The sequence below is a fragment of the Acidobacteriota bacterium genome (genome assembly GCA_040756905.1).
Lineage (GTDB): Bacteria > Acidobacteriota > Aminicenantia > JBFLYD01 > JBFLYD01 > JBFLYD01.
In genome coordinates this window covers 38,650-61,593 of sequence record JBFLYD010000031.1, presented here as the reverse complement: position 1 = coordinate 61,593, position 22,944 = coordinate 38,650, and the positions used below count along the sequence as shown (strand labels likewise).

Sequence of the window (22,944 nt, the reverse complement as noted above, 5' to 3'; positions counted from 1 at the left end):
GGAAAAGAAAGTCATCCTTGACTCAATCCAGCCACTCTGAGGTATAATGAAAATTCAGCGTCACTTCGCTCCGACAGGTGGCCGGTTTCAATCAGAATCAGTGGCCAGATTCATCGGAATATGCACACATTATGAATTCCAATTCCCCTTGATACTAAATCTATATTTTTTTCAGCATCGATAAAACTCTGAGGGATCGGCTGGCTTTCCAGTAATTTTTTAGCTTTCTCAAATTCCCCTTCAACAAAAGACAACCTCTTTGACACAATCTCTTTCCAGTTTAAATATATTTTATAATAGCCAGTTCCGTGACAGGCCATGCAGCTTACCTCTGTTGCTTTATGGACATCTCCTTTAGGGATAAAATGGCAACCCTCACATCTAACCCCTGCTAAATACATTACACTTGGAGTCGGTTCGACTCCCTTTCCTCCGATTCCAACATACAGATCTCTTTGAGGAGAATGACCAGTTTTGTGACAAGTCTCGCAACTACTCATCGCTACTTCTAACTCTTCTTGAGCTTTATGTTGAATTTCAAGATGACAGCTGAGACATTCCACTTTGTGCTCAGTAATATGAACCTTGTGAAGAAGATCAGTATCTTCAAATTTTGATAATCTTACAGGCTCATTATGACATGTGAAACATCTATCTCTTAAAACATCCCCATCACCTTTAATGACATGGGAATGACACCATGAGCATTGCATACCAAATCTTTCTACATCACCATGATTAAAATCGAGATTTCCTTTTGTGATAATTTTTTCAGGAACTCTGTGACACAAAGTGCAATTACTCTTTCCCTCCCCCAATATTTCATTTTTGAAATGACAAAGATTACAGGTTGAGACAGTTACAGCTATGTGGAGGCCCTGAACAATCTGGGAATGGCACGAAGTGCATCTGAGCTTTTTTCCTTTCCTGAATTCTGTAAGATGTGGCGCATGATCAAACAGCACTCCCCTGAATATTTCCTTTCCGAATAACAACCGTTTTTCATGGCATCTTAAACAGCTCTCATCGTCAACTTCAGCCCATGGGTTTGTGCTATAAGTTCTTGTGATATACCGGGCCACCATCGCTAAAGCTTCGTATTTTTTTCTAAATTCTGAAGTAATACCCGGAGGAATATGACATTCTACGCAGGCAACTTTATTGTGGGATGAGGTTTGCCATGATGCAAAATAAGGTTTCATGTAATGGCAAGTTCCACAGAATTTAGGCGTTGAGGTTACCTGCATTGAAAGGAGAAAAAATAAAAATACAAGAGCAAATAAAATAGCTGTGTAAAGGGAGTAAACTCTTAACTTTTTTTCTCTTATTAGTCTTAAAATCTTATCAGATGTTTTTCTCATTCCTCTTTTTAATCAAAAATCTTTTATATTGGTAAATCAAAATCACAGTAAGTATAAGATAAAACCAGAAAAATATCAGACCTATTTTTCTCACCCTCAATTGAGCGAATTTTCCATACAACTCCAGTTGAATCTCTTCTCCAATAGAACGAGACTTTCTTGTTAAATCTTCTACTTTTTCTTCTAAAAGAGTATGCATCACAGGCTGAGCCTCTATTAAATAAGTAATTCCCTCTTCAAGCCTTGCTTTGTAATCTTCTACTGCTATAGGAATTTTCTCAGCTTTTTCAATCAACACTTTTGCCTTATCGATTTCTTGCTGGGATTGCAAAAACATAGTCTTTAATTTCTGTCCTGCTAAAAAGGCAAGGGAATCGGATGAATGGCAATTTTTACAAACGCCATCAAACATATTGATATCTGCCTGTTCAATATCATGATTTTTATGACAATGAGAGCATTCGGGACTATCCACTTTTTCTAAGGATAGTTTATGAGCACTTTCCAGAAAATACTCTCGAGTCTTAGAATGACAATGTCCACATACTTTATTCACATCGCCCAATCCTGGAGGAGCAGCGCCATGAGCTCCATGACATCCAGTACACTCGGGCGAACTTAAATTCCCCCGTAATAAAAGAGATTTTGCATGGATGCTTTCCATATATTCCTTATAAGGATCTGAGGGGAAATTATATTTGTTTTTCAATTTAGCATCTGAATGACAATTTGCACAGGTTTTTGGAACATTTTTTATGTAGGCTGGGCTTTTGGGATTATCCGAAGATAGAACATCATGGGTGCCATGACAATCGGTACAAACTGCCACATCTTTATTGCCCTTCTGCAAAAGCTTCCCATGGGGTGAATTGAGGTAAAGATGGTATTGATCCGAGGGAAGGTTATAGGGTTTCATTTTCTGGGGGTCAGAATGACATGTTGAACATAACGAAGGAATCTCTTCGCGCTTTATCTTTCCTTTAAAATTTTTTCTATGAGCCTCATAAATATTATCAATGAAAGGATTTCCTCCATGACATTCTATGCATTCAATGCCTTCTTTGTTATGAATGCTTTCGTTGTAAAGAACTCTGATGTCACTGTGACAAATTAAACAAAAATTCTGGATAGCAAAAAAAGAAGCCAGCAAAAAGGTATGCATATTATTTCTCCATTGGTTCTAATCAAAAAATATTTCTTAATGGTATACTTATTTCTTTATGTACCCCAAAAAATGTAAACAACCCAATCATGATCAAAAAGATAGCCCCGATAAAAATTGCGACTATTCTTTCTTTAAAAATTCTAACTTCTTTTCTATCAATGAAAGGAAGGAATAAAATTAGAAAAAATATTATAACGCTGATAAGACCTAAAATGTATTTGGGAATTATTTTAAAAAACAATTCAAAAAAACCATATATGGGAAGAAAAAACCAGCCAGGAAGTATTCCTGGGGGAGTAAATGAAGGGTCAACAGGCTTATAAAAAGGAGTTGGAAATAAAACAGAAAAGGTAACTAATATACCGAATATAATAAATAACAAAATCAACAGATTAAAAAAATGATGAGGATAAAAGGGGATTTCTTTTCTTTTTTTTGTTTCCCATGGGATTTCACTTAACCCTAACTTTCTTATCCCAGAAATATTTAAATATAAAAAAATAAGAAATAATAAAGGTAATAAGGATATATGAAAAAAGTAAGCTCTTATGATTGTTTGCTGATTAATATCATAGCTGCCCATTAAGAACAAATATGCCCAATTTAAGCCAGGAATATTCCTAATAATCTCAATGCCCCTGATCGATGACCAACATTTATTTTCATCCATGATAAGGATATTTCCAAAAAAAGCCTGCACCATAGATAGGACTAATAGAGTAATTCCAAAAATCCACAATAATTCTCTTGGAGATTTATACACCCCATGATAATAAAATCTTATCACTCTAATTATTAATATTATTATCAATAAATTACTTCCCCAATAATGAATTTGATGAATAAACCACCCAAAATGTGTATCTCTTATTATAAATTTAACGCTATTGTATGATTCATTTAGGGAAGGAACATAATAAAAAGCAAGAAGTATACCCGTTAAAACTTGGAAAAAGAAAAGAATAATTGTTATGATCCCAAGAATCTGAGGCCACCTTGCATAGGGTGGCACTCTTTTTTCAAGAACTTCTTTTACAGCTTCTTTTAATGGCTTTTTTGAATCCAATTCACTGTAAAATAGACCAAAAGAACTAATTATTGAAAACAATTCAAATAGATTAATTCTTTTCTCAAGCCAGGAGATGAGCCCCCTTTTTTCCTTATTCTCTTCCATCTATGTTCTCCTTCAATCAAAATAGATGTAAAGCCTGCTTCCTCTTATATCAACCCTGTATTTCATCAATGATTTTGTAGGAGGGCCAGAAATTACATTCCCATTAAAATCAAATATCCCTGCATGACATGGACATATCAGGAGTTCCCGCTCCTTCTGATAATTCAATATACATCTTAAGTGAGTACATATAGCAGAAAACGCTAAAAATTCTCTTTCGTCTTTTCTGATTAATATAACAGATTTATCTTTATAATGATAGATAGAAGAACCGTTAATAGGAATAGTAGAAATATCTTCTATTTTTATTAAATTTTCTTCAAACTTTCTTTTCGGTGGTTTAATGTATGAAAATAAAATCCAAATTATTCCCATGCTCCAGAGGGTAATAAAACCTTTTGTTAATATTTCAAGAAAGTTTCTCCTTTTTTCTTTCATTTTTGATTCATTTTCCCCTTTGAATCTTTCTTTTCTCGATCTGTCTTATTTTATACAACAATGAAACTATGAATAGAATGATAAATATTAAAGAGACTCCAAGCCCTTTTCTCCTGAAGCTTGCTTCTTCGATAGCTTTTTCTCCATCCTTATAAGCTTTGTCAGCTATGGCGCTTCCATCTTTAATTGTTTCTTCAATTCTTGTCATATCCAAACCGTGGATTAAATTTCTGGCCTTTGTAATCGAAGTATTTACATCATTTAATGAAAAAATAGCTTCACCCACCTCAACCCCCGCTTTTTCGGCTTTTCTTAAAATTTCTTTTGCCTTTCTCTCTTTATTCTTCAATTCATCAATGGACTGTTTCATTTTAAACGCTACATTGTATCCCCTTGAATTTACTTCATGACATTTTACGCATACAGCTCCTTCTCCAGTCCCCAACATCTCATCTGTAGGCTTGGATATTTCATGGTTGCCATGACAAGCTTCACATTCAGAAAGACCCATTTCATCAAATGCCTTCTTATGAGGGCTTTCAGAAAAAAGTTCTCCAGCGCTTCCATGGCATTGCCTGCAAACATTAGCGACTGAAGTAACCTGAGGAGGGGTTGAGCCATGATTTCCATGGCAGTCATTACAAGCAGGGGCTCCTAAATCTCTCTTTTCGAATAATGCCACTCCATGAACTGATTTTCTGAATGTATCAAGTTGGTCAACAGGAATTTTATATTCTTCCATGTATTTGGAGTTAGAATGACATATTCCGCATGTTTCTGGAACGTTAACAGGAAATATGGAAGATTTTGGGTTGTTTGAAGGTAAAATTCCATGGGGCTTATGGCAATCAGAACAAACAGCTACTTTATCATCGTCTGAAGCTAACAATTTACCGTGCTGACTGGAGGCATAGAGTTCTGCCTGGTCAACTCTAAGAGAAGGGTTAAACTTTTTCATAAAATCTGGGTTTGAATGACATCCTGAGCATAAACTTAAAATCTTTTTTTTGTTAAGTTTTCCCAAGAACCCCTTTTTTTCATCCATTGAAGATTCATCATCTAATGCAGGATCTCCTCCATGACAGGTAAAACATGAAAAGCCCCTTTCTCTATGTATATCAGCTTCCATCTCTTTTACAGGTAAAGAGAGGTTCCTTTCTAACTGAGAATGGCAATCTACACAACTATCTTTTTTTTGTGGAAGAATGGGATTGATAAAAATTAGAAAAAAAGAGATAAAAAAAATCAGAAAATATTTTATTTTATTTATAACCATTTCATTCTCCTAAGAATATTCTAATCATTTTCCAGGCAACATATATCCTACAATAGTTATTACAGAAATATATAAGATAACAAAAACTCCTATCAATGTAAAAAAGGTGCTTCTTTTTTCTTGAGCTGCTTTTTTATCAAAGAAAGGCAGCAACATCCAGATGATACCAGCAAAGATAAACCCAAAAATACCCAAGACTTCACCTTCAAAAAAGAGTACTTTTCCCGGAATAAATTTCAATGTTATGAACATAAACATAAAATACCATTCAGGCTTTATTCCAACAGGCGCAGAGGCAAAGGGGTCTGCTTTGACACCGATCTCCCAGGGGAAGAAAACAGAAAGAAATACCAATAAAGTTAAGACCAAAGACCATCCAACCATATCTTTTAAAATAAAATTTGGGAAAAATGGCTCTTCTTTAATTTTATTCTTTTCAATTCCAATCGGAGCACTCATACCATGAACCTGAACGAGATAGATATGAATTGCAAGTAACACAGTAGTGATTCCTGGTAGAACTGCTACATGGAATCCAAAGAATCTTATAAGGGTTGCACCTGTTACTTCTTCTCCTCCCCTTAAAAATGTTTTTATGTAGCCTCCTACTAAAGGGATTGCCCCAGCCATGTTCGTTCCCACCTGGGTAGCAAAAAATGCCAGCTCATTCCATGGAAGTAGATACCCGCTAAATCCAAACGCTAAAAAAATTAAAAGCAGAAAAAAACCTGTAAGCCAGGTCATCTCCCTTGGCGGTCTATAAGATTTCATTAAATAAACACTGAACATATGAATGAAAGATGCTGCTATTAGGATATTTGCAGCCCAGCTATGAATTGACCTTACAAGCCATCCAAATTTGACTTGGGTAACTATAAACTGGACGCTTTCAAAAGCCGATTCAGCGGTTGGCCTGTAGTAAAGGAGAAGCATTATTCCAGTTAAAACCTGAACTACAAAAAGAAAAAGACAGATGCCTCCAAAATAATACCAAACAGAATATTTATGAACTGGTACTGTCTTCTTTTTTCCAAATTCAATCATATTTTTTAAAGGTATTCTTTTTGAAAACCACTCATACAGAAAGTTTTTCTCCATTGCCTATCCTTTCTTGGAAACAATTATTTCATCACCCACTATATTAACTTGAAAAACCTCCAAGGGAAGGGGCGGGGGACCTGAAATAACCTTTCCATTTAAATCAAAATGACCATTATGGCAAGCGCACCAAACATGCTGCATGTCGGGTCTGTACTGAATTATACAGCCTAAATGAGTGCATACTGCTGACATCGCTATAAATTTTCCATCCTCTGTGTGAATCAAAATACCTGGTTTTGTTCCCATTCTAAATATCTTGTATGAATTCGGCGCTAACTCTCCTACTTTTGCTGCTTTGACACTGCTCTGGGAGGCTTCTGGTACCTTTGGAGGCATTATAAATTTAATGGTCGGATACAGTACAGAAGCTATGAGAGCGAGTATGCTTCCTCCTAATAAATAATCAATAAATGATCTCCTTGGAATATTTACTTCTTTATTATTATTCAATTATTAACCTCCTTTATAAGATAATAAAAAAGAATGACTAATTTTATATAAATCATTTGTGATTTTCAATCAATTTGAAAATCCTTGAATTTTTTGATATATATAGATTTTTCCAGGAGAAGAAAATGGCTAAAAGATGCGAGATATGTGGAAAAGAGCCGATTTTTGGGCATAATGTAAGCCATTCTCACCGCCTTACATCCCGTAGATGGAATCCAAATTTGCAGAGAGTTAAAGTGAAAATAAATGGTTCATCAAGAAGACTTAGGATTTGTACTGAATGTCTAAAATCGGGTAAAGTACAAAAAATATATAAATCTACAATTTAGAAATCGCTTCTATCTCGGCAATCACTTCTATTTCAATTCTTGAATTCCTTGGCAATCTTTTAACCTCAACCGTTGATCGAGCTGGATACGGTTTCTTAAACTTTTTAGCATATATATCATTCATCTTAGCAAATTCATTAAGATCTGTCATAAAAACAGTTGATTTTACAACTTTATCCAGCGAGCTTCCTGAATCTTCCAGTATGGATTTAATGTTTTCAAATACTTGGTCAGTCTGTTGTTCTATTGTCTCTCCTCTAATTTCACCTGTTTTTGGATCTATCGGAATCTGGCCTGACAAAAATATAAACCCATTGGATTTTATTCCTTGAGAATAAGGTCCGATTGCCTGAGGAGCATTTAAAGATTTTATTTCTTCTTTCAAAAATAACCTCCTCATTATGGATTTTGGAAAAATTAAAAAAGAATAAATAAAGAGCAGAAAATTTTTTCTTTTCATTCTCTTTTAACAGAAATCACCCCCTTAACATTCATTATATTCTTAATCAATTTCTCAAGCTGGGTTATATCCTTTACTTCCACGATAAAGTTAATCTTAGCAGTTTTATCTGGAAAAGCCACTGCTTCTGCTTTCTTTATATTACTCTTTTCTCCAGAGACAACAGAAGTGATTTTAGCTAAAATACCAGGTCTGTCTTCTGAAATGATTGCAATTTTCACATCATATGATATTTTTATGTTTCCATCCCACTTCGCATCTATTAATCTGTTCTTTTCTAAAATCTCATTGATAATGTTAGGGCAAGAGGCAGAATGAACAGAAATTCCTTTTCCTTTTGTGATATAACCAACTATTTTTTCTCCTTTTATTGGATTACAGCATTTAGCTGGATGGATCAGGATGTTATCAAATCCATCTACAACAACCCCGTAGTCTGGTTTTTTAATTATTTTATCCAGAAATTTTTGAGCGAAAGTCTCTACCTTTGGCTCAAATACATCACTTGGAAGGGCTCTTTCAAAAAAATTTCTATTTAAAACAATCTTGCCGAACCCAATAGCTGAATAAAAATCTTCAATTTTTGAATAACCCAATTTCCCAACAGCATTCTCGAGGTTTTCTCCTTGAAGGTATTGCCTGATTGGTTTTTTTAATTTTTTTATCTCTTTTTCAAATAGTCTTTTTCCCATTATAATACTGCTTTCTCTCTCATGCTGAATAAACCATTCTTTAATTTTTTTCCTTGCCCTTGGAGTTTTTATGAAACCAAGCCAGTCTCTGCTTGGTGAAGCATCTTGAGAAGTTTCAATCTCTACTATATCCCATGTTTTTACCTGATATCTAAGAGAAACATCCCTTCCATTTACTTTAGCCCCTTTACATTTATTTCCTATCTCAGTGTGGATTTGATATGCAAAATCAACTACAGTAGAACTTTCAGGAAGAGGTATTACTTTTCCTTTTGGAGTTAATGGATAAACCATGTTAGCTTTTAAATCTCTTCTTAAGCTTTCCAGAAATCTTTTTGGATCCCTTGTATCCATCTGGAATTCCAAGAATTCAGAAAAACTTTTCTTTAAATCATCCTGAACGTCTGTAATTCTGTCCTTGTATTTCCGATGGGCAGCATATCCATTCTCTGCAATCCAATGCATTTCTTTTGTTCTAATTTGTATTTCAAAAGTTAACCCTCCTTTTGTGATTACTGTTGTATGAAGAGATTGATATTTGTTCTGTTTCGGGACTGCAATGTAATCCCTGTATCTTGAAGCAATTGGCGTCCATTTCTGAGAGATCCACCCCAATACGGCATAACAATCTTCCGTTGATTCTGTAATTATTCTTAAGGCCATTAAGTCAAAAACTCTATCAAAGTCTATGTCATTTCTCTGCATTTTTCTCCAGATACTGTAAATTCTCTTTAACCTGTATTGAATTTCAGCTTTAATACCCTGATAATCCAACAATTTTTGAATTTCTTCTTTCATATTCTTCAATTTTTCTTCCGCCCATGATCTTTTATCCTCAACCTTTGCTGCTAATTTAAAATATGTCTCTGGCTCTAAATATCTGAAAGCTAAATCCTCAAGCTCCTCTCTCGTTTTTCCCATTCCAAGCCTGTCAGCCAATGGAGCATATATTTCTAAAGTCTCTGATGCAATTTTTTTTTGCAGATCCTCAGATAGAAAATTTAAAGTTCTCATATTGTGCAATCTATCAGCTAATTTCACAAATATGACTCTGATATCTTTCATCATAGCCATAAAGATACGCCTTATATTTTCTCCCTGTAATTCAGAATCTGATAAAGAAATTGAACTTATCTTCGAAAGGCTATCAACAATGCTTGAAATTTCTTCTCCAAAATATTCCTTAAGTTCATCAACAGTAGTATCTGTATCCTCTAAAATATCATGAAGAATACCCGCAGTCAGAGTTACTTCATCCAATTTCCAGTCAACTAATACATTCAGTACCTCAAGAGGATGACTTAAATACGCCTCCCCAGACCGTCTTATCTGACCTTTATGAGCCTTTGCAGCAAAAACATACGCTTTTCTTAATATATCAAGATTAAAATCTGGAGCATAAGCTTGAATTTTTTCCACAATATCGTCAAATCTAATCATCACTTATAATATCAATCCATTTAAAACTTATGTCAAGATTATTTAATTTACTTCTTCCAAATTTTGAAATTTTTTTAATTTTGATTAAAAATAATTAAAAGGAGTGAAGATGATTGAAAAATTTTTCAAATTTAAAGAGATGGGAACAAATTTAAAAACTGAGATAGTAGCAGGTACTACCACATTTATGACAATGGCATACATAATTTTTGTGCAGCCATCTGTTCTATCTCAAGCAGGGATGGATTTTGGTGCTGTCATGATGGCAACCTGTATCTCATCCATCATCGCAACTCTTATAATGGGTCTTTATGCCAATTATCCTATTGGGGTTGCACCTGGTATGGGAGAGAACTTCTTCTTCACCTTTACAGTGGTTCTTATGATGGGTTTTCCATGGCAGAAGGCTCTCGGAGCGGTATTTCTTTCAGGTGTTTTATTCATCCTTCTTACCGCATTCAAGATAAGGGAGATGGTAATTGATGCAGTTCCACGGTCTCTCAAGGATTCTATTGCAGGTGGCATAGGCGTCTTCATTGCTTTTATTGGTCTTATTCAAGCAGGGATTATAGTCAAGAGCCCAGGTGGGGTTGTAAGTTTGGGAGATCTAAAAAATAAAGCAGTTTTAGTTTCTATATTTGGCTTATTAGTTTTGGCTATCCTGATGGCAAGAAGGATAACAGGAGCTATACTCGGAGGGATTCTTCTTTCAACCATGTTAGGTGTTTTACTGGGAATAGCTCATTATCCAGGAAGACTCCTTTCCCTTCCTCCTTCCATTTCCTCCACATTCCTCAAATTGGATATAAAGGGAGCACTTGGATTAGACTTTATAACTGTTACTATTGTCTTTCTCTTCATGGTAATGTTCGACACCATTGGAACATTGATAGGTGTTGCTGGGATAGCTGGCTTTTTGAAGGATGGAAGGCTTCCAAGGGCAAGCAGAGCATTGATGGCTGATGCAGTAGGAACATCCATTGGAGCTCTCCTTGGAACATCCACGGTAACAGCCTATATTGAAAGCACAACAGGGGTTTCCCAGGGTGGAAGAACAGGTTTTGCCTCTGTGGTAATAGCATTTCTCTTTTTTCTATCCATTCCTTTCTACCCCATTGTCAGGATGATAGGAGGGGGATATGAGATCTCAGAAGGTGTATTCCTATACCCATTCACCGCTCCAGCTCTTATTATAGTGGGAGCATTGATGCTTCAGACTATAAAGAATATCAAATGGGAGGACTTCACAGAGGGAATCCCTGCGTTCCTCACCCTTGTGGGCATACCATTTTCCTTTAGTATTGCTGATGGACTTGCCTTTGGTTTCATCTCCTATCCCCTTGTAAAACTTCTAAGTGGAAAAGGCAAAGAAGTAAGCTGGCTTGTTTATCTATTGGGAGTTATTTTTATTCTTAGATACGCATTTATTAAAAGATAATTTTGCCCCAAATTTTATCGCCATTTCCATACTGGTTGGATCCGCAATTCCTCTTCCAGCAATATCAAACGCAGTCCCATGGACAGGAGATGTTCTGATGAAAGGTAATCCTAAGGTAAGATTAACTCCGCTTCGAAATGAAATTAATTTAAACGGTGCCAAAGCCTGATCATGATAGAAAGAGAAAACTATAACATCTCTCCTGTTCTTTAATAAAAAAAACAGAGAATCAGAAGAAAAGGGCCCTTCTACATTAACTCCCTTTTTTCTCGCAAGCTGCACAGCTGGGATTATCTCTTCTATCTCTTCGTTCCCGAGAAAACCATTTTCTCCTGCATGGGGGTTTAAGGCACAAACAAAAATTTTAAGAGAAAATCCCAACTTTTTTAACTCATCATCAAGGAATAAAAGGGATTCGAGTATAAGGTCTTTCTTTACCATTCTAAATATATCTTTTAAGGCTACATGGTCTGTAAAAAGAGCGACCTTAAGATTTGTTGACCAAAAACTCATAATTATCTTATCTTTTTTGAAATAATCCTTGAAATACTCTGTGTGTCCTCTGTATTTAATGTCATTCATTTCCCATGCTTTTTTGCTTATCGGAGCTGTAACGAGCACGTCGATTTTTCCCTTGGATATTAATGAAGTAGCCTCTTTTAAGTACATAAATGAAAGAAGTCCGCTTTTTTTTGATGGAACTCCATTTTCTATTTTATATTTTGGAAAAACATCGAATACATAAAATCCATTTTTAACTGGGCTATTAAAATTTTCAATTAGTTTTAGTGGAATTTCTAATTTTAATTTTTTTCTCTCGTTCTCAATTACATCTGAAGATCCAATGATTAAAAAATTATATTTTCCGACAAATTTTGACATGGACTTCAATATTATCTCTTTTCCAATTCCAGCTGGATCCCCAAGGGTAATTCCTATAAAAGGAACCTTTGGGAGCAATTTTATGCCTCTTGAGTCTTTTTGATGTCTTTATGAATATAATGAATTGAATGTTTGTAAACCAATAAATTTGGCGCATCAACTCTATTGATTTTTATACATTCCTTATCATACCACTCGATTACCCCTCTTATAACCTCACCGTTATTTAATACAACTACCATTGGAGTTTTTGTGTTCATCTGTTTTAAATAATAATAATTTTCTGCATGGGTTTCATAAGGAGGTGGCGTTTTTTTTCTCGGCTGTTTTGCTGCCATTTGCTCCTTTATCTCAGCTAAATTTGGTCTTATTAATTTTCTCATTTTTTTCTCCGATTTATTTTTTATTATATTATATAAAAAAATTATTCGTTTAGCAACGATATTAAATAAATTAAAGAAATTTATTTCTGGGCAAAGACTTCAGAATTTATATAAAGGCTATACAAATTTTTCAAGATCACTTTAATTACAGCTGTCAATGGAACTGCAATAAGCATACCAAATATCCCCATTAATTTTCCGAATATTATAATGGAAATAATGATGATGACTGGATGCACTTTTATTTCTTTGCCGAATATTTTCGGTGATAAAAAGAAATGTTCAAATCCCTTTATTAAAGCATACACCAAAAAAATTCCCAAGATGATTTTCAGAGAGACTCCACTGGAGAAAGAAACTATCAAAGACAAAGCTATTCCTAAAAAAGTACCAAAATAAGGAATTATATCTCCAAAACCGCTCAAAAAACCTATAAAAATTGAGAAAGGGACACCAAGAATTGTAAGGCTAACACTGAAAAGAATTGAAAGGATAATACTCACTGTAATTTGACCCCTTATAAATGAACTAATTACCAGATCAATTTCTTTCAAATATTTTATAGTGTCATCTCTAAATTTTACAGGTATTAAATTTTTAATTTTTGTCTTTATATTTACAAAATCTTTTAACAAATAAAAAGAGAAAATTGGAATTAAAATTATATAAGAAAGACCTACGAAAAAATTATAAATATTTTCAAAAAAATATGATAAAAATGGTGATAATTTATTTATGAAAAGCGGTAAATTTGCTTTCATGTCCGTTAGGAGCTGATTCTCTATTTCTTCCACAAGCTTTGGATTTTGAATTTTTAATTTTGAGACGAAATCTTTTAATTTAGAAAATAAATAATCAAAGTAAGAGGGTAGCCCATTTAATAACGATTGAAACTGGATTATCAATTTAGGAATAAACAAGTATAAAATAAAACCGATCAAGAGAAAAAAAAGGATGAGAAAAATTAAAGAAGCCAAACCCCTTGATAAAATTCTTCTTGAGGCTCTCGAAACTAAAGGGTCTAAAAAATAAACCAAAAATATAGAGATTAAAAAAGGTATTGATAAAATCTGTATATGATATAGAAAATAGATTAAAAAGATTAATGAAAAAATAATAGCTACTAAAATATATGGAATGTTTTTATCCTGCACTTGATGTTTTAACCAGAGAAATAAAACTTTTATAGAAATAATCAAGCCCAGAAATTAGGGTAAAAATAAAAGTAATTAAAAAAAGGTATCTAAGATATCCAAAATTCTGCTGGAAATGATTACCCAATAAAACCAAGAATAATGTCAATATCTGAGATGATGTGGATATTTTTCCCAGTATCGAAGGAAAGAACCTCTTTTTGCCGAATGATATTTTAATTAATAAGGCACCTAACAGAAGAGAAGCATCCCTTATTAAAACTGTTAAACCTAAGTATAAAGGAACCCTGTTAACAAACTCCAGAGATGAAAATGTTAAAAGTATAAATGTGGAATTTACCAAAAATTTATCTGCTAAAGGATCTAAAACCATTCCCAGGTCTGACCTCTGGTTTAACTTCCTTGCAATAAAACCATCAAGTCCATCTGTTACCCCGGCTAAAACAAAAAGAAACAAGGCCATTCCGCTCTTCTGATTGATAAGAGAAACAATCAAAAATGGCAATATCAGTATTCTGAGAATTGTAATTTTTGTGGCGAGCGTAATTTTCATTTTATTTATAAAACTTTATTATCTTATATTAATCAAATAAATATGTTGGTTTTTAGACTCCTATTCTAATTTTGAATACACCTGAACAAGCTTATCCTTTACCTGAGTTACGGCAGCTTCTGTTGCTTCACCGAGAATCGTTTCTCTGAAATCAGAACTTGACATATCAATGCCTACGCCACCCCCACCTCCTGCGCCTCCACCACCTACACCTAAGAGCAGACCTGTTCTCTTTGATTCTCCTGTCCCCTTTGCCACTGCCACAATTTCTCCCGTATTCACATCTATCATTCTTGCATTTATGACCACCTTAGCTTTTGTTTTCTTGGTTCCAATTCCTCCTATTCCGAATTTTTTCAGACCCCAGCCTCCACCACCTACTCCAACTTTTTGAGTATCAGTACCAAAAGTAGTAATGGAACCTATGATTATGTATTCAACCCCCAGTACTTTTCCTACTTTCGCAGCAGTTGTTGCATCTGCCCTATCTGAAGTCGAAAAATCCTGTTCAGCTAAAATCTTTTCCAAAGCTTTTCTTTCGATAACGGAATACGTGCCATCTTCCACTAAATTTGTGACCAGAATATCGGCTATCCCTTTCCCGATGTCCCAGTTTCCTTCCCACCATTTTTGAACTGCTGCAAAATCAAAATCGAAAACAGCCACTCTTTTCCTCTTGGATGCAGATTCTAAATTTAAAGAGAAAGATAGTACAATCACCCCAATCAAAATTGAGAAAATAATTTTTTTCATAAGCTCCTCCTTCTTTTAATTAATTAAATCAAAAAAATTTCCTTCTTTTCAAGTTTTTCAAATTAAAAAATCTATCGATAAATTTCTGTTATTCTGTTGAAAACCTCCAATGTTTCTTTCCCTGAGACAAAGTTGTTTGGTCTGAATGTTCCATCGGGAAACAGCGACATAAACCCATAAGAGACTGCTTTCCTTATCGATTCCCAATGCCAGTGCTCAGAGGAAACATCCCTTATCTCCATTTTTCTAGAAATAAATTCTTTTTTCTTGCCGAGCTTAAGTTTTTCAAATAATTCTATCAGTCTACCTATAATCTCTGCTAAATCCTGTCTTTTAACCATTTCTCCCGGATAAAAAGCATGATTCGGATATACATCCATTATCCCTAAAGAGGTAATTTCAAGGATAAATGAATAATACCATGTTCCAGAAATATCTGTAATAATTGGAGGTTTCTTGTCGAGGTGGCTAAAATAATAATTAAACTTATTTGATATTATCGAAGCCAACTCTCCTCTCGTAATTACTGATTTTTCCGGGATTTTTCTCCATTCAGCTGGAAGTGTAAGGGCTTGCCATTCTTTTTCAACTAATTCAAGCTTTTCTCTTATAGAAATATCATCGGGAAAACTCCTGAACAATTCTCTGTAAATCTCTAAAGCTTCTTTGTATTGTTTATCTTCAAAAAGTATTCCTCCGAGCTGTTTTTTTAAATCATAATTTTCAGGTTCTAACTGAGTCAATTTTTTTAATTCTTCAATCATTCCTTTTCTATCTTTTTTCAGCTTGTATATATTAAATAGTTCATAATGAGCTTCGTAGCTTTCTGGAGTAAAAAAAAGAGCCATTATAAAAAGCTTGCGGGCATTTTCAACATCTCCTTTCTTTACCAGATATTTACCTTCTCCAATATATTTCTTTGTCTGTTCTTTCTTTATCAATTCCATTCTTTCTTTTGCTACGTTATTTTCTGGATTTAATTCAATTGTTTTTTTCCACTCTAAAAAGGCTTCCCTATTTTTGCCTTCCATTTCATACAGTTGAGCCAATCCCACATGAGATGAACAAATTGCATTATTAATTTCTAATGCTCTTATAAAATAGCCTTCACTCTTCTTTACATTTCCTCTGAGAAGATATGAATAACCAATAGCTACTAAAACAGAAGGTTTATTTACATCAAACCTTTTCAATTTTAAATATGCCTTTCTTCCATAGCCTTTTTCTAATAATGACCAGGCTCTTTCAAACTCTTCTTTTTCAACCTTTTTGAATTCCTCCAATAATACAGGTGGAATTTTTTCAATCAATATCACTCTTGAGGTCTTAGTAACGCATCCAACAATGATAATGAGAAAAAAGACCAAGCTCTTAGCTTTCATAAAACTCCTTCTGTCTGTAAAAATTCTTTAATTGGATATAAGGCTTCTTTTGATATTCCACACTTTATCTTCATAAAATCACCGTTTTCGTACTTATTTAAAACCACTCCATTAACAAAAATATATCTTAATATGTCATTTCTCTCTTTTGGTATCTCTAAATTATGGACTAAAAAATTTGGAAACAGTGTCTCTCTTATCATCTTCAGTAAAAAATCAACGCCCTCGCCTGTTTTAGACGAAATAAAGACAGCTTGCTTGTTTAAGCTATTCCTTCTTAGCAATTCCTCTTTCTGTTCTAAAAGGTCTATTTTATTCATTACTCTTATTATTCTTTCCCTTGGAATTCCCAGTTCATCTGTTATTTCTTCAACCGCTTCCATTTGACCTAAATAATCTTTGTTTGTTAAGTCAACCATATGTAAAATCAAGCTAGATTCAACCACTTCTTCCAGTGTTGCTTTAAAAGCCTCTATCAGTTCTAAAGGTAATTTTTTAATAAATCCAACTGTATCAGATAGCCAGAAATAAAGTCCATCAGAAAAATTAACTCTCCTCAAAACTGGATCTAAAGTAGTAAAAAACAATGGAGAAATTGTACCTTTCTCAAGAGTTATTCTATTAAAGAGAGTGGTCTTTCCAGTGCTTGTATACCCGACAAGAGAAACAGTTAAGTTTAAACCTGTTCTTCTCCTTTTTCTCTGGATTCTTCTTCTTCTCTTTAAATTTTCGATTTCCTTTTTTATCTTATGAATTTTTTTCCTGATAATTCTTCGATCCATCTCCAACTTTGCCTCTCCAGGACCTCTTGTCCCAATGCCTCCCCCTAATCTTGATAGCAAAACGCCCTTTCCAGTTAATCTGGGAAGGAGATAAGAATACTGAGCCAACTCTACCTGCAGTTTACCCTCTTTTGATTTAGCTCTTTGAGCAAAAATATCAAGAATCAACTGTGTTCTGTCGATTACTCGGCAGTTAATTTCTGTTTCTAAATTTCTTATCTGAGAACCAGAAAGATTCTCATTAAAAATAATAAGGTCTACTTTTTCCCCTTTGGCCATATCTGTAATTTCTGAGACTTTTCCCTTCCCGATAAAAAAATCTGGGCTTATTTTCTCTTTTTTTTGGATTATTTTAGCAACAGGAATTGCACCTGCGCTCCGGGCTAATAAATAGAGTTCTTCTAAAGATTCGAAATCTAATCTTTTTTCTTTAGCAGGATTGTAAATTCCTACTAAGATTGCTTTCTCCATTCTATCTCCTTCTTGATAAACTCAATTATTTTCTCTTTATCTTCTGGTAAAAACCAGTGCACTCCCTTTTCTTTTTTAAACCAGGTTAATTGCCTCTTAGCATAGTGTCTTGTATCCCTCTGGGTCAACCTGACTGCTTCTTCCACAGAAATTTCTCCTTTTAAAGATTTTAAAGCCCATTTGTAACCAAGAGCTTGAAATAGGGGACAATTTTCATCAATGCCCTTTAGCATTAATTTCTTTATCTCTTCAAGTAATCCAGAAAAAAACATCTTTTCGCTTCGTTCGTTTATTTTTTGATAAAGCTTTTTCTTTTTCATAATAACCCCAACTTTAATCTTTTTCCAATCTTCTACTAATGAACGAGTATTTTTGAAATGGGCAGAAATTGGAATTCCTGTAAGTCTGAATATTTCCAGTCCTCTTATAATTCTTATTTTATCATTTTTATCAATTCTTTTTGCATACTCGGAGTCAACTTTATTAAGATTCTCCCACATCTTTTCTGTTCCAAACTCCTCGATCTCCCTCATGATCTCTTCTCTCACATCTTCATCTCTTCCAGGCCCAGGAAAAATTCCATTTAAAAGTGCTCTTAGATACAATCCAGTTCCTCCGACTAATATTGGAATTTTATTCCTTTCGATTATTTCTTTCAAAATTGAATAAGCATGCTTTGCAAAATCTGCTGCTGAGAATTGCTCACATTTATCCAAAATGTCAATCAGATGATGAGGGATATTCTCACGCTTCTCAGGAGGTACTTTTGCAGTCCCAATATCAAATCCTTTGTATACCTGCATCGAATCAAAGTTTATTATTTCACCATTTAACTCTTTTGCAATCTGAATGCCAATTTCACTCTTTCCAACCGCTGTGGGCCCTAAAACTACAATTAAAATCTTTTCTGTATACTTCAACCTATCAAGATGAAAATTACTATCCATGTCAGGAACAACAAAATGGAAAATAACTGTTTTCTTTTAAATTCTTCCTTCATATCATCTATACATTAATATAAAATTATATTTTTTTTGTTGTCAACAACCTATAAACTTTACGTGCCGCTGGATTAAATCGTCTGATTGACTAATAAAAACAATTTTGTTAATATGCTTGTGGGCCTATAGCTCAGCGGTAGAGCTGCCGGCTCATAACCGGTCGGTCCCAGGTTCGAATCCTGGTAGGCCCAGTTACCAAACTGGCAGGAATGGTAGAAGATAAGATAGATTTAAAATCCCTTATTGAACTTCAAGCGATAGATATAGATTTAAAAAACATTGAAAAAGAATTAAATATCATACCTGTTCTCTTATCTGAAATTGATAAATCAGTGGAAGAAGAAAGGCAGAAAGTTTCTTTCATTGAGGCAAAAATGGATGAAAATCAGAAAAGACGTAAAGAGCTTGAATCTCAAACTATAGCGATTAAAAATGAAATTGTCAATTTAAAGACCCAGCAGCATAAGAAAAAATTGACAAATGAACAATATCTTGCCCTGAAAGAAGATATAGAATTAAATCAGGAAAAAATAGAAGAAATAGAAGATTTAATATTGGAAGAAATGCTTTTAGCTGATGAAATAGAAAAGGAAATTAGGGAAAGCGAAAAAGTTCTTTCTCAGGTTGAAAAAAAAGCAAAAGAGGAAAAAACTAAGATTGAAAGAAAAAAAACCGATTTAGAAAAAAAACAAAAAGAAATTGTGATAATCAGAGAAGGGGTTCTATCAAAAATATCCTCCCAATATTTGAATCTATATCTAAGAATCGCAAAGAAAAGGGATGGCATTGTGCTATCTCCTGTGTACGATGAATTCTGTTCTGTATGTCATATGAGGATAAGACCTCAGGTCATAAATGAGCTTAAAAAGAGTATATCTGTCATCACATGTGAAAATTGTGACAGAATTCTATACTGGAATTCCCCTCCTTATCAAAAAATGTTTGAAAAAGATTAACTCCATTTTTTAGAATAATAAAATAATTTTTTTATTTTAATGGAAGGACCTGAAACTCTTACAATAAGATTTTGCCCTTTCTTCCTACAATATCCAAGCCCAGAATCAAATTTTTTATTTTTACCTATCATTTCTATATTTTCCAGTAAACTCCACAGATTTCCTTTTATGTATCCACCTACCAAAGGAAATTTTAATTTTCCATTTTCAATAAAAAATGACTCTTTAATTTGAAAAGAAAAATATCCGTTCTGTATTTTAATCTCACCATTCCCTAATTTATTTATAAAAATTCCTTTTTTTATTGACTCAATCATTTCCTGCTCGTCATATTTTCCTTCCCTAATACTTAAAGAAGAAACTCTTGGTAAAGGTGGGTACAAAAAAGATTCTCTTCTACTATTACCTCCGGAACCTGATTGATAAATTAGCAGACTGATTCCATCCGTTATAAAATTTCTCAGAACGCCATTCTCTATTAAAATTTTGCTCTTTGTAATAAAGCCTTCGTCATCGAGTTTAAAACAACTCCTCTCTTGATCTATGGAGCCCAAATCAAAAACTGTTAAAAAATCTGGAGCAATTTTTTGATTGAGCATTTTCATTTTTATTGGCGAAATGTTATGAATTACATAATCGCTTTCAAGAGGATGACCAAGGACTTCGTGAAATAAAACATTTCCCTCTCCAGACGATAAAATAATTGGGATCTCGCCACCAAAATTTATTTCTTTAGCATTACTAATAACCCCATCTGAAATTTTTATTAAATCTTCAAGATAATGTTTTAAATGAAATTCATTATCTTTGCTAAACCCTCCTCCTCTCTCTAATTCAATAATATCATCTTTATATTTAACGAAAGCTTGAACCTTGTACTGAACCCATACTCTTTTCTCATGACCAAAATTTCCATAAATATTGCCTGCCCAGACCTGCTGATCCAATTTCCTTTTCAAAATTCGGATATTTCTAATTCTTTTATTTTTTTCTATTCCAACTGAATCTATATATTTATCTAATGAATCCTGTTTCTCCTCCTGTTCCCTTTTTCCCTCGAAAAAAAACAAATCCTCTTTTATCCCCAATTCTCTTTCTAATAAGTATAATTTATCTTTGGAATAAGCTCTATGAGCCAATCTGTTGTCTTGGAAAAGGGTAATCCCGAGACCTGAAATAAATTTGGTTAAAAAATTAATTGAGTTGTCACTAAAAAACTCAAATGCTGTATATCTTGATTCTTCGCAGAAAAAACTGAAATACTTAACCCCTTGTTTATGAAAAGTTTTTTTTATCTCTAAGTATTCTTTCTCTCTCAAATTAACTAATGGGCTGGCCAATAAATATCTTCACAAACAAAGAATTTCTCATAAAGAACACTGAAGGGATATGGGGAAGTAACTTCCCCAGCCTGGGGAGCGAAGCGTCTAAGGAGATCTTTCTCCCATAGGGAAAGTGCCATGTCACAAAAGAATAACAAAAGAGATTTAAGTGACATGACACTAATGGGATTCTAAATAAAGACTATCGATTAAATCCTCATATTTTTTCTCTATTATATTTCTTTTAACCTTAAGAGTTGGGGTTATTTCGTTTTCTTCCAGCAAAAAATCTCTTTCCAATAAAGCTATCTTTTTTACTTTTTCAAAAGGAGCAAGATCTACACATACCCTGTCAATCTCACCCATCATAAAATTAATTATGTATTCATCTTTTACTAATTCCGATAAAGATGAAAATGAAAACCCTTTATCCTTTGCAACTTCCTTTAATTTATCGAAATTAGGAACGATCAACGCAGAAATGTAACTTCTCTTATCCCCGACACAAACAACATTTGAAACATAAGGAGATGTTTTAATTATATTCTCTACCATTTGGGGAGCAATGTTTTTTCCGCTGGAGGTAATTATCAAATCCTTTTTTCTGTCTGTTATTATAAGAAATCCATCTTCATCTATTCTGCCGAGATCCCCTGTATGAAACCATCCTCCTTCAAAGGCTTCCCGAGTTTCTGCTTCTTTTTTATAATAACCTTTCATTACATTTGGTCCCTTTACAAGGATTTCTCCATCTTCAGCAATTTTTACTTCAACTCCTGGAATTGGTGGGCCAACTGTCCCAAACTTAAAATTTTCTTCTCTGTTTACAGATATAACTGGAGATGTCTCGGTTAGACCATATCCTTCCAAGATTTTAATTCCCATTGAGAAGAAAAATTCTCCTATCTCTTTTGATAGAGGTGCACCCCCTGAAACAAAAAATCTTATTCGTCCACCGGTTTTTTCTTTGATTTTAGAGAAAACCAATTTATTAGCCATCGAATATTTAAATTTTAGAGGAAAAGAAATGCGAGGCTTTTCTAAAATTTTCTTACTGTATTTTTTTCCTGTATTGATAGCCCAGAAGAATATCTTCTTTTTAAGGTTAGAAGAAGAAAGAACGTTATCCATTACCCTCGCATAAATTTTTTCAAATAGCCTGGGAACTGATACTACAACTGTAGGTTTTATCTCCAGAAGATTTTCTCCGACCTTTTCAATGTTTTCTGCAAACCCTACGGTTATTCCTTTATATAAATATGTGAAAGATACCATTCTTTCCAGAACATGAGATAATGGCAAAAAAGAAAGTGCTACATCCTTATCTGAAAATTTTAATATTTCATCAATTGCAAGAATGTTGCTAACAAAATTATTATGAGAGAGCATCGCTCCTTTTGGAACTCCAGTGGTTCCAGAAGTGTATATTATAGTAACTAAATCTTCGGGATTAGAACTTTTTAATTTTTCATTGAATAAACCTGGGTTTTCTTGATGGAGTTTTTCACCTTTCTTCATTAAATCATCAAACGAAATAATCCCTTCCCATGGTGAAGACATTAAAAACGTTATAAAATACTGGACTTGCTTCAATTCATGTTTTATTTTTTTTAGTTTTTCCCACTGAATTTCATCAGAAAAGAATACAATTTTTGCATCTGAATCTTCTATTATATATTGAATCTGAGTGGGGACCAGCGTTGAATAGATAGGAACCGCAACACCTTCTGCTAATATTATAGCCATATCAGATATAATCCATTCAGGTCTATTTTCTGAGAGGATTACGACCTTTTCTCCTTTTCTCAATCCTAAAGACAGAAGTCCCAGCGATACTGCTCTAACAAGATTTTTATAATCTTCCGTAGAAATATTTACATATTTCCCATCTTTTTTATACTTAATGAAATCTTCTTTTAAATAATTCTCTGTAGTATTCATAAAAATATCGTTTATTATTGAAATCAATGTTCCTCCTTAA

The 22,944-nt window shown here is 33.8% G+C and carries 22 protein-coding genes and 1 tRNA gene; 4 read left to right on the top strand and 19 right to left on the bottom strand.

Going from position 1 to position 22,944, the window contains the following annotated elements:
- Positions 1-110 precede the first annotated feature (110 nt).
- Genes AB1410_04770 through AB1410_04740 form a run of 7 tightly spaced genes read right to left on the bottom strand, consistent with a single transcriptional unit; the run spans position 111 to position 6,965 of the window.
- Complete coding sequence (locus AB1410_04770) at positions 111-1,361, bottom strand: cytochrome c3 family protein (GenBank protein ID MEW6456012.1); 1,251 nt, start codon at positions 1,359-1,361, stop codon at positions 111-113.
- Positions 1,345-2,523, bottom strand: a complete 1,179-nt coding sequence (locus AB1410_04765; protein MEW6456011.1) for a cytochrome c3 family protein — start codon at positions 2,521-2,523, stop codon at positions 1,345-1,347. The genes AB1410_04770 and AB1410_04765 overlap by 17 nt, the downstream gene beginning before the upstream one ends.
- Before the next feature lie 22 nt (positions 2,524-2,545).
- Entirely contained in the window at positions 2,546-3,700 is a 1,155-nt protein-coding gene (locus AB1410_04760; GenBank protein ID MEW6456010.1) for a cytochrome b N-terminal domain-containing protein, read from the bottom strand.
- A gap of 12 nt (positions 3,701-3,712) precedes the next feature.
- On the bottom strand, positions 3,713-4,138 hold the full coding sequence (locus AB1410_04755; protein MEW6456009.1) for a Rieske (2Fe-2S) protein: 426 nt from the start codon (positions 4,136-4,138) through the stop codon (positions 3,713-3,715).
- Between the two features lie 7 nt (positions 4,139-4,145).
- Positions 4,146-5,414, bottom strand: a complete 1,269-nt coding sequence (locus AB1410_04750; GenBank protein ID MEW6456008.1) for a cytochrome c3 family protein — start codon at positions 5,412-5,414, stop codon at positions 4,146-4,148.
- A 24-nt stretch (positions 5,415-5,438) separates the two neighbouring features.
- Positions 5,439-6,512 carry a cytochrome bc complex cytochrome b subunit gene (locus AB1410_04745; protein MEW6456007.1) on the bottom strand — a complete coding sequence of 358 codons (1,074 nt, stop codon included), beginning with the start codon at positions 6,510-6,512 and terminating at the stop codon, positions 5,439-5,441.
- Between the two features lie 3 nt (positions 6,513-6,515).
- Positions 6,516-6,965 carry a Rieske 2Fe-2S domain-containing protein gene (locus AB1410_04740; protein ID MEW6456006.1) on the bottom strand — a complete coding sequence of 150 codons (450 nt, stop codon included), beginning with the start codon at positions 6,963-6,965 and terminating at the stop codon, positions 6,516-6,518.
- 125 nt (positions 6,966-7,090) lie between these two features.
- Between AB1410_04740 and rpmB the strand changes: the two genes are divergently transcribed.
- A complete protein-coding gene (gene rpmB / locus AB1410_04735) occupies positions 7,091-7,294 on the top strand; it encodes a 50S ribosomal protein L28 (protein MEW6456005.1) in 204 nt (67 codons plus the stop codon).
- On the opposite strand, the gene AB1410_04730 is transcribed toward rpmB, so the two are convergent.
- Together AB1410_04730 and AB1410_04725 are read right to left on the bottom strand one after the other, a co-directional pair.
- Positions 7,284-7,679, bottom strand: a complete 396-nt coding sequence (locus tag AB1410_04730; GenBank protein ID MEW6456004.1) for a RidA family protein — start codon at positions 7,677-7,679, stop codon at positions 7,284-7,286. The genes rpmB and AB1410_04730 overlap by 11 nt on opposite strands.
- 71 nt (positions 7,680-7,750) lie before the next feature.
- On the bottom strand, positions 7,751-9,886 hold the full coding sequence (locus AB1410_04725) for a bifunctional (p)ppGpp synthetase/guanosine-3',5'-bis(diphosphate) 3'-pyrophosphohydrolase (protein ID MEW6456003.1): 2,136 nt from the start codon (positions 9,884-9,886) through the stop codon (positions 7,751-7,753).
- A 109-nt stretch (positions 9,887-9,995) separates the two neighbouring features.
- On the opposite strand from AB1410_04725, the gene AB1410_04720 reads away from it, so the two are divergent.
- On the top strand, positions 9,996-11,324 hold the full coding sequence (locus AB1410_04720; protein ID MEW6456002.1) for an NCS2 family permease: 1,329 nt from the start codon (positions 9,996-9,998) through the stop codon (positions 11,322-11,324).
- On the opposite strand, the gene pdxA is transcribed toward AB1410_04720, so the two are convergent.
- From pdxA to miaA, 8 genes are all read right to left on the bottom strand, one after another.
- Positions 11,277-12,284 carry a 4-hydroxythreonine-4-phosphate dehydrogenase PdxA gene (gene pdxA / locus AB1410_04715; protein MEW6456001.1) on the bottom strand — a complete coding sequence of 336 codons (1,008 nt, stop codon included), beginning with the start codon at positions 12,282-12,284 and terminating at the stop codon, positions 11,277-11,279. The genes AB1410_04720 and pdxA overlap by 48 nt on opposite strands.
- A gap of 2 nt (positions 12,285-12,286) precedes the next feature.
- On the bottom strand, positions 12,287-12,589 hold the full coding sequence (locus tag AB1410_04710) for an RNA chaperone Hfq (protein ID MEW6456000.1): 303 nt from the start codon (positions 12,587-12,589) through the stop codon (positions 12,287-12,289).
- Positions 12,590-12,669: 80 nt separating this feature from the next.
- A complete protein-coding gene (locus AB1410_04705) occupies positions 12,670-13,743 on the bottom strand; it encodes an AI-2E family transporter (GenBank protein ID MEW6455999.1) in 1,074 nt (357 codons plus the stop codon).
- Positions 13,733-14,296, bottom strand: coding sequence for a CDP-alcohol phosphatidyltransferase family protein (locus AB1410_04700; GenBank protein ID MEW6455998.1), 564 nt, complete (start codon positions 14,294-14,296; stop codon positions 13,733-13,735). Before AB1410_04700 ends, AB1410_04705 begins: the two co-directional genes overlap by 11 nt.
- A gap of 60 nt (positions 14,297-14,356) precedes the next feature.
- Complete coding sequence (locus AB1410_04695; GenBank protein ID MEW6455997.1) at positions 14,357-15,049, bottom strand: CsgG/HfaB family protein; 693 nt, start codon at positions 15,047-15,049, stop codon at positions 14,357-14,359.
- 71 nt (positions 15,050-15,120) lie between these two features.
- The gene (locus tag AB1410_04690; GenBank protein ID MEW6455996.1) at positions 15,121-16,431 is read right to left on the bottom strand and encodes an S-layer homology domain-containing protein; all 1,311 of its coding nucleotides are present in this window, start codon (positions 16,429-16,431) and stop codon (positions 15,121-15,123) included.
- Entirely contained in the window at positions 16,428-17,684 is a 1,257-nt protein-coding gene (gene hflX / locus AB1410_04685; protein MEW6455995.1) for a GTPase HflX, read from the bottom strand. The genes AB1410_04690 and hflX overlap by 4 nt, the downstream gene beginning before the upstream one ends.
- On the bottom strand, positions 17,666-18,631 hold the full coding sequence (miaA, locus tag AB1410_04680; protein ID MEW6455994.1) for a tRNA (adenosine(37)-N6)-dimethylallyltransferase MiaA: 966 nt from the start codon (positions 18,629-18,631) through the stop codon (positions 17,666-17,668). The genes hflX and miaA overlap by 19 nt, the downstream gene beginning before the upstream one ends.
- Before the next feature lie 173 nt (positions 18,632-18,804).
- Between miaA and AB1410_04675 the strand changes: the two genes are divergently transcribed.
- Both AB1410_04675 and AB1410_04670 read left to right on the top strand, forming a co-directional pair.
- A tRNA-Ile gene (locus tag AB1410_04675) sits at positions 18,805-18,876 on the top strand.
- Between the two features lie 18 nt (positions 18,877-18,894).
- The gene (locus tag AB1410_04670; GenBank protein ID MEW6455993.1) at positions 18,895-19,641 is read left to right on the top strand and encodes a C4-type zinc ribbon domain-containing protein; all 747 of its coding nucleotides are present in this window, start codon (positions 18,895-18,897) and stop codon (positions 19,639-19,641) included.
- On the opposite strand, the gene AB1410_04665 is transcribed toward AB1410_04670, so the two are convergent.
- Positions 19,638-20,981 (bottom strand): TldD/PmbA family protein, encoded by a 1,344-nt coding sequence (locus AB1410_04665; protein ID MEW6455992.1) that lies wholly within the window; start codon positions 20,979-20,981, stop codon positions 19,638-19,640. The two genes, AB1410_04670 and AB1410_04665, sit on opposite strands and share 4 nt — an antisense overlap.
- A gap of 162 nt (positions 20,982-21,143) precedes the next feature.
- Entirely contained in the window at positions 21,144-22,931 is a 1,788-nt protein-coding gene (locus AB1410_04660; protein MEW6455991.1) for a long-chain fatty acid--CoA ligase, read from the bottom strand.
- Positions 22,932-22,944: the final 13 nt, after the last annotated feature.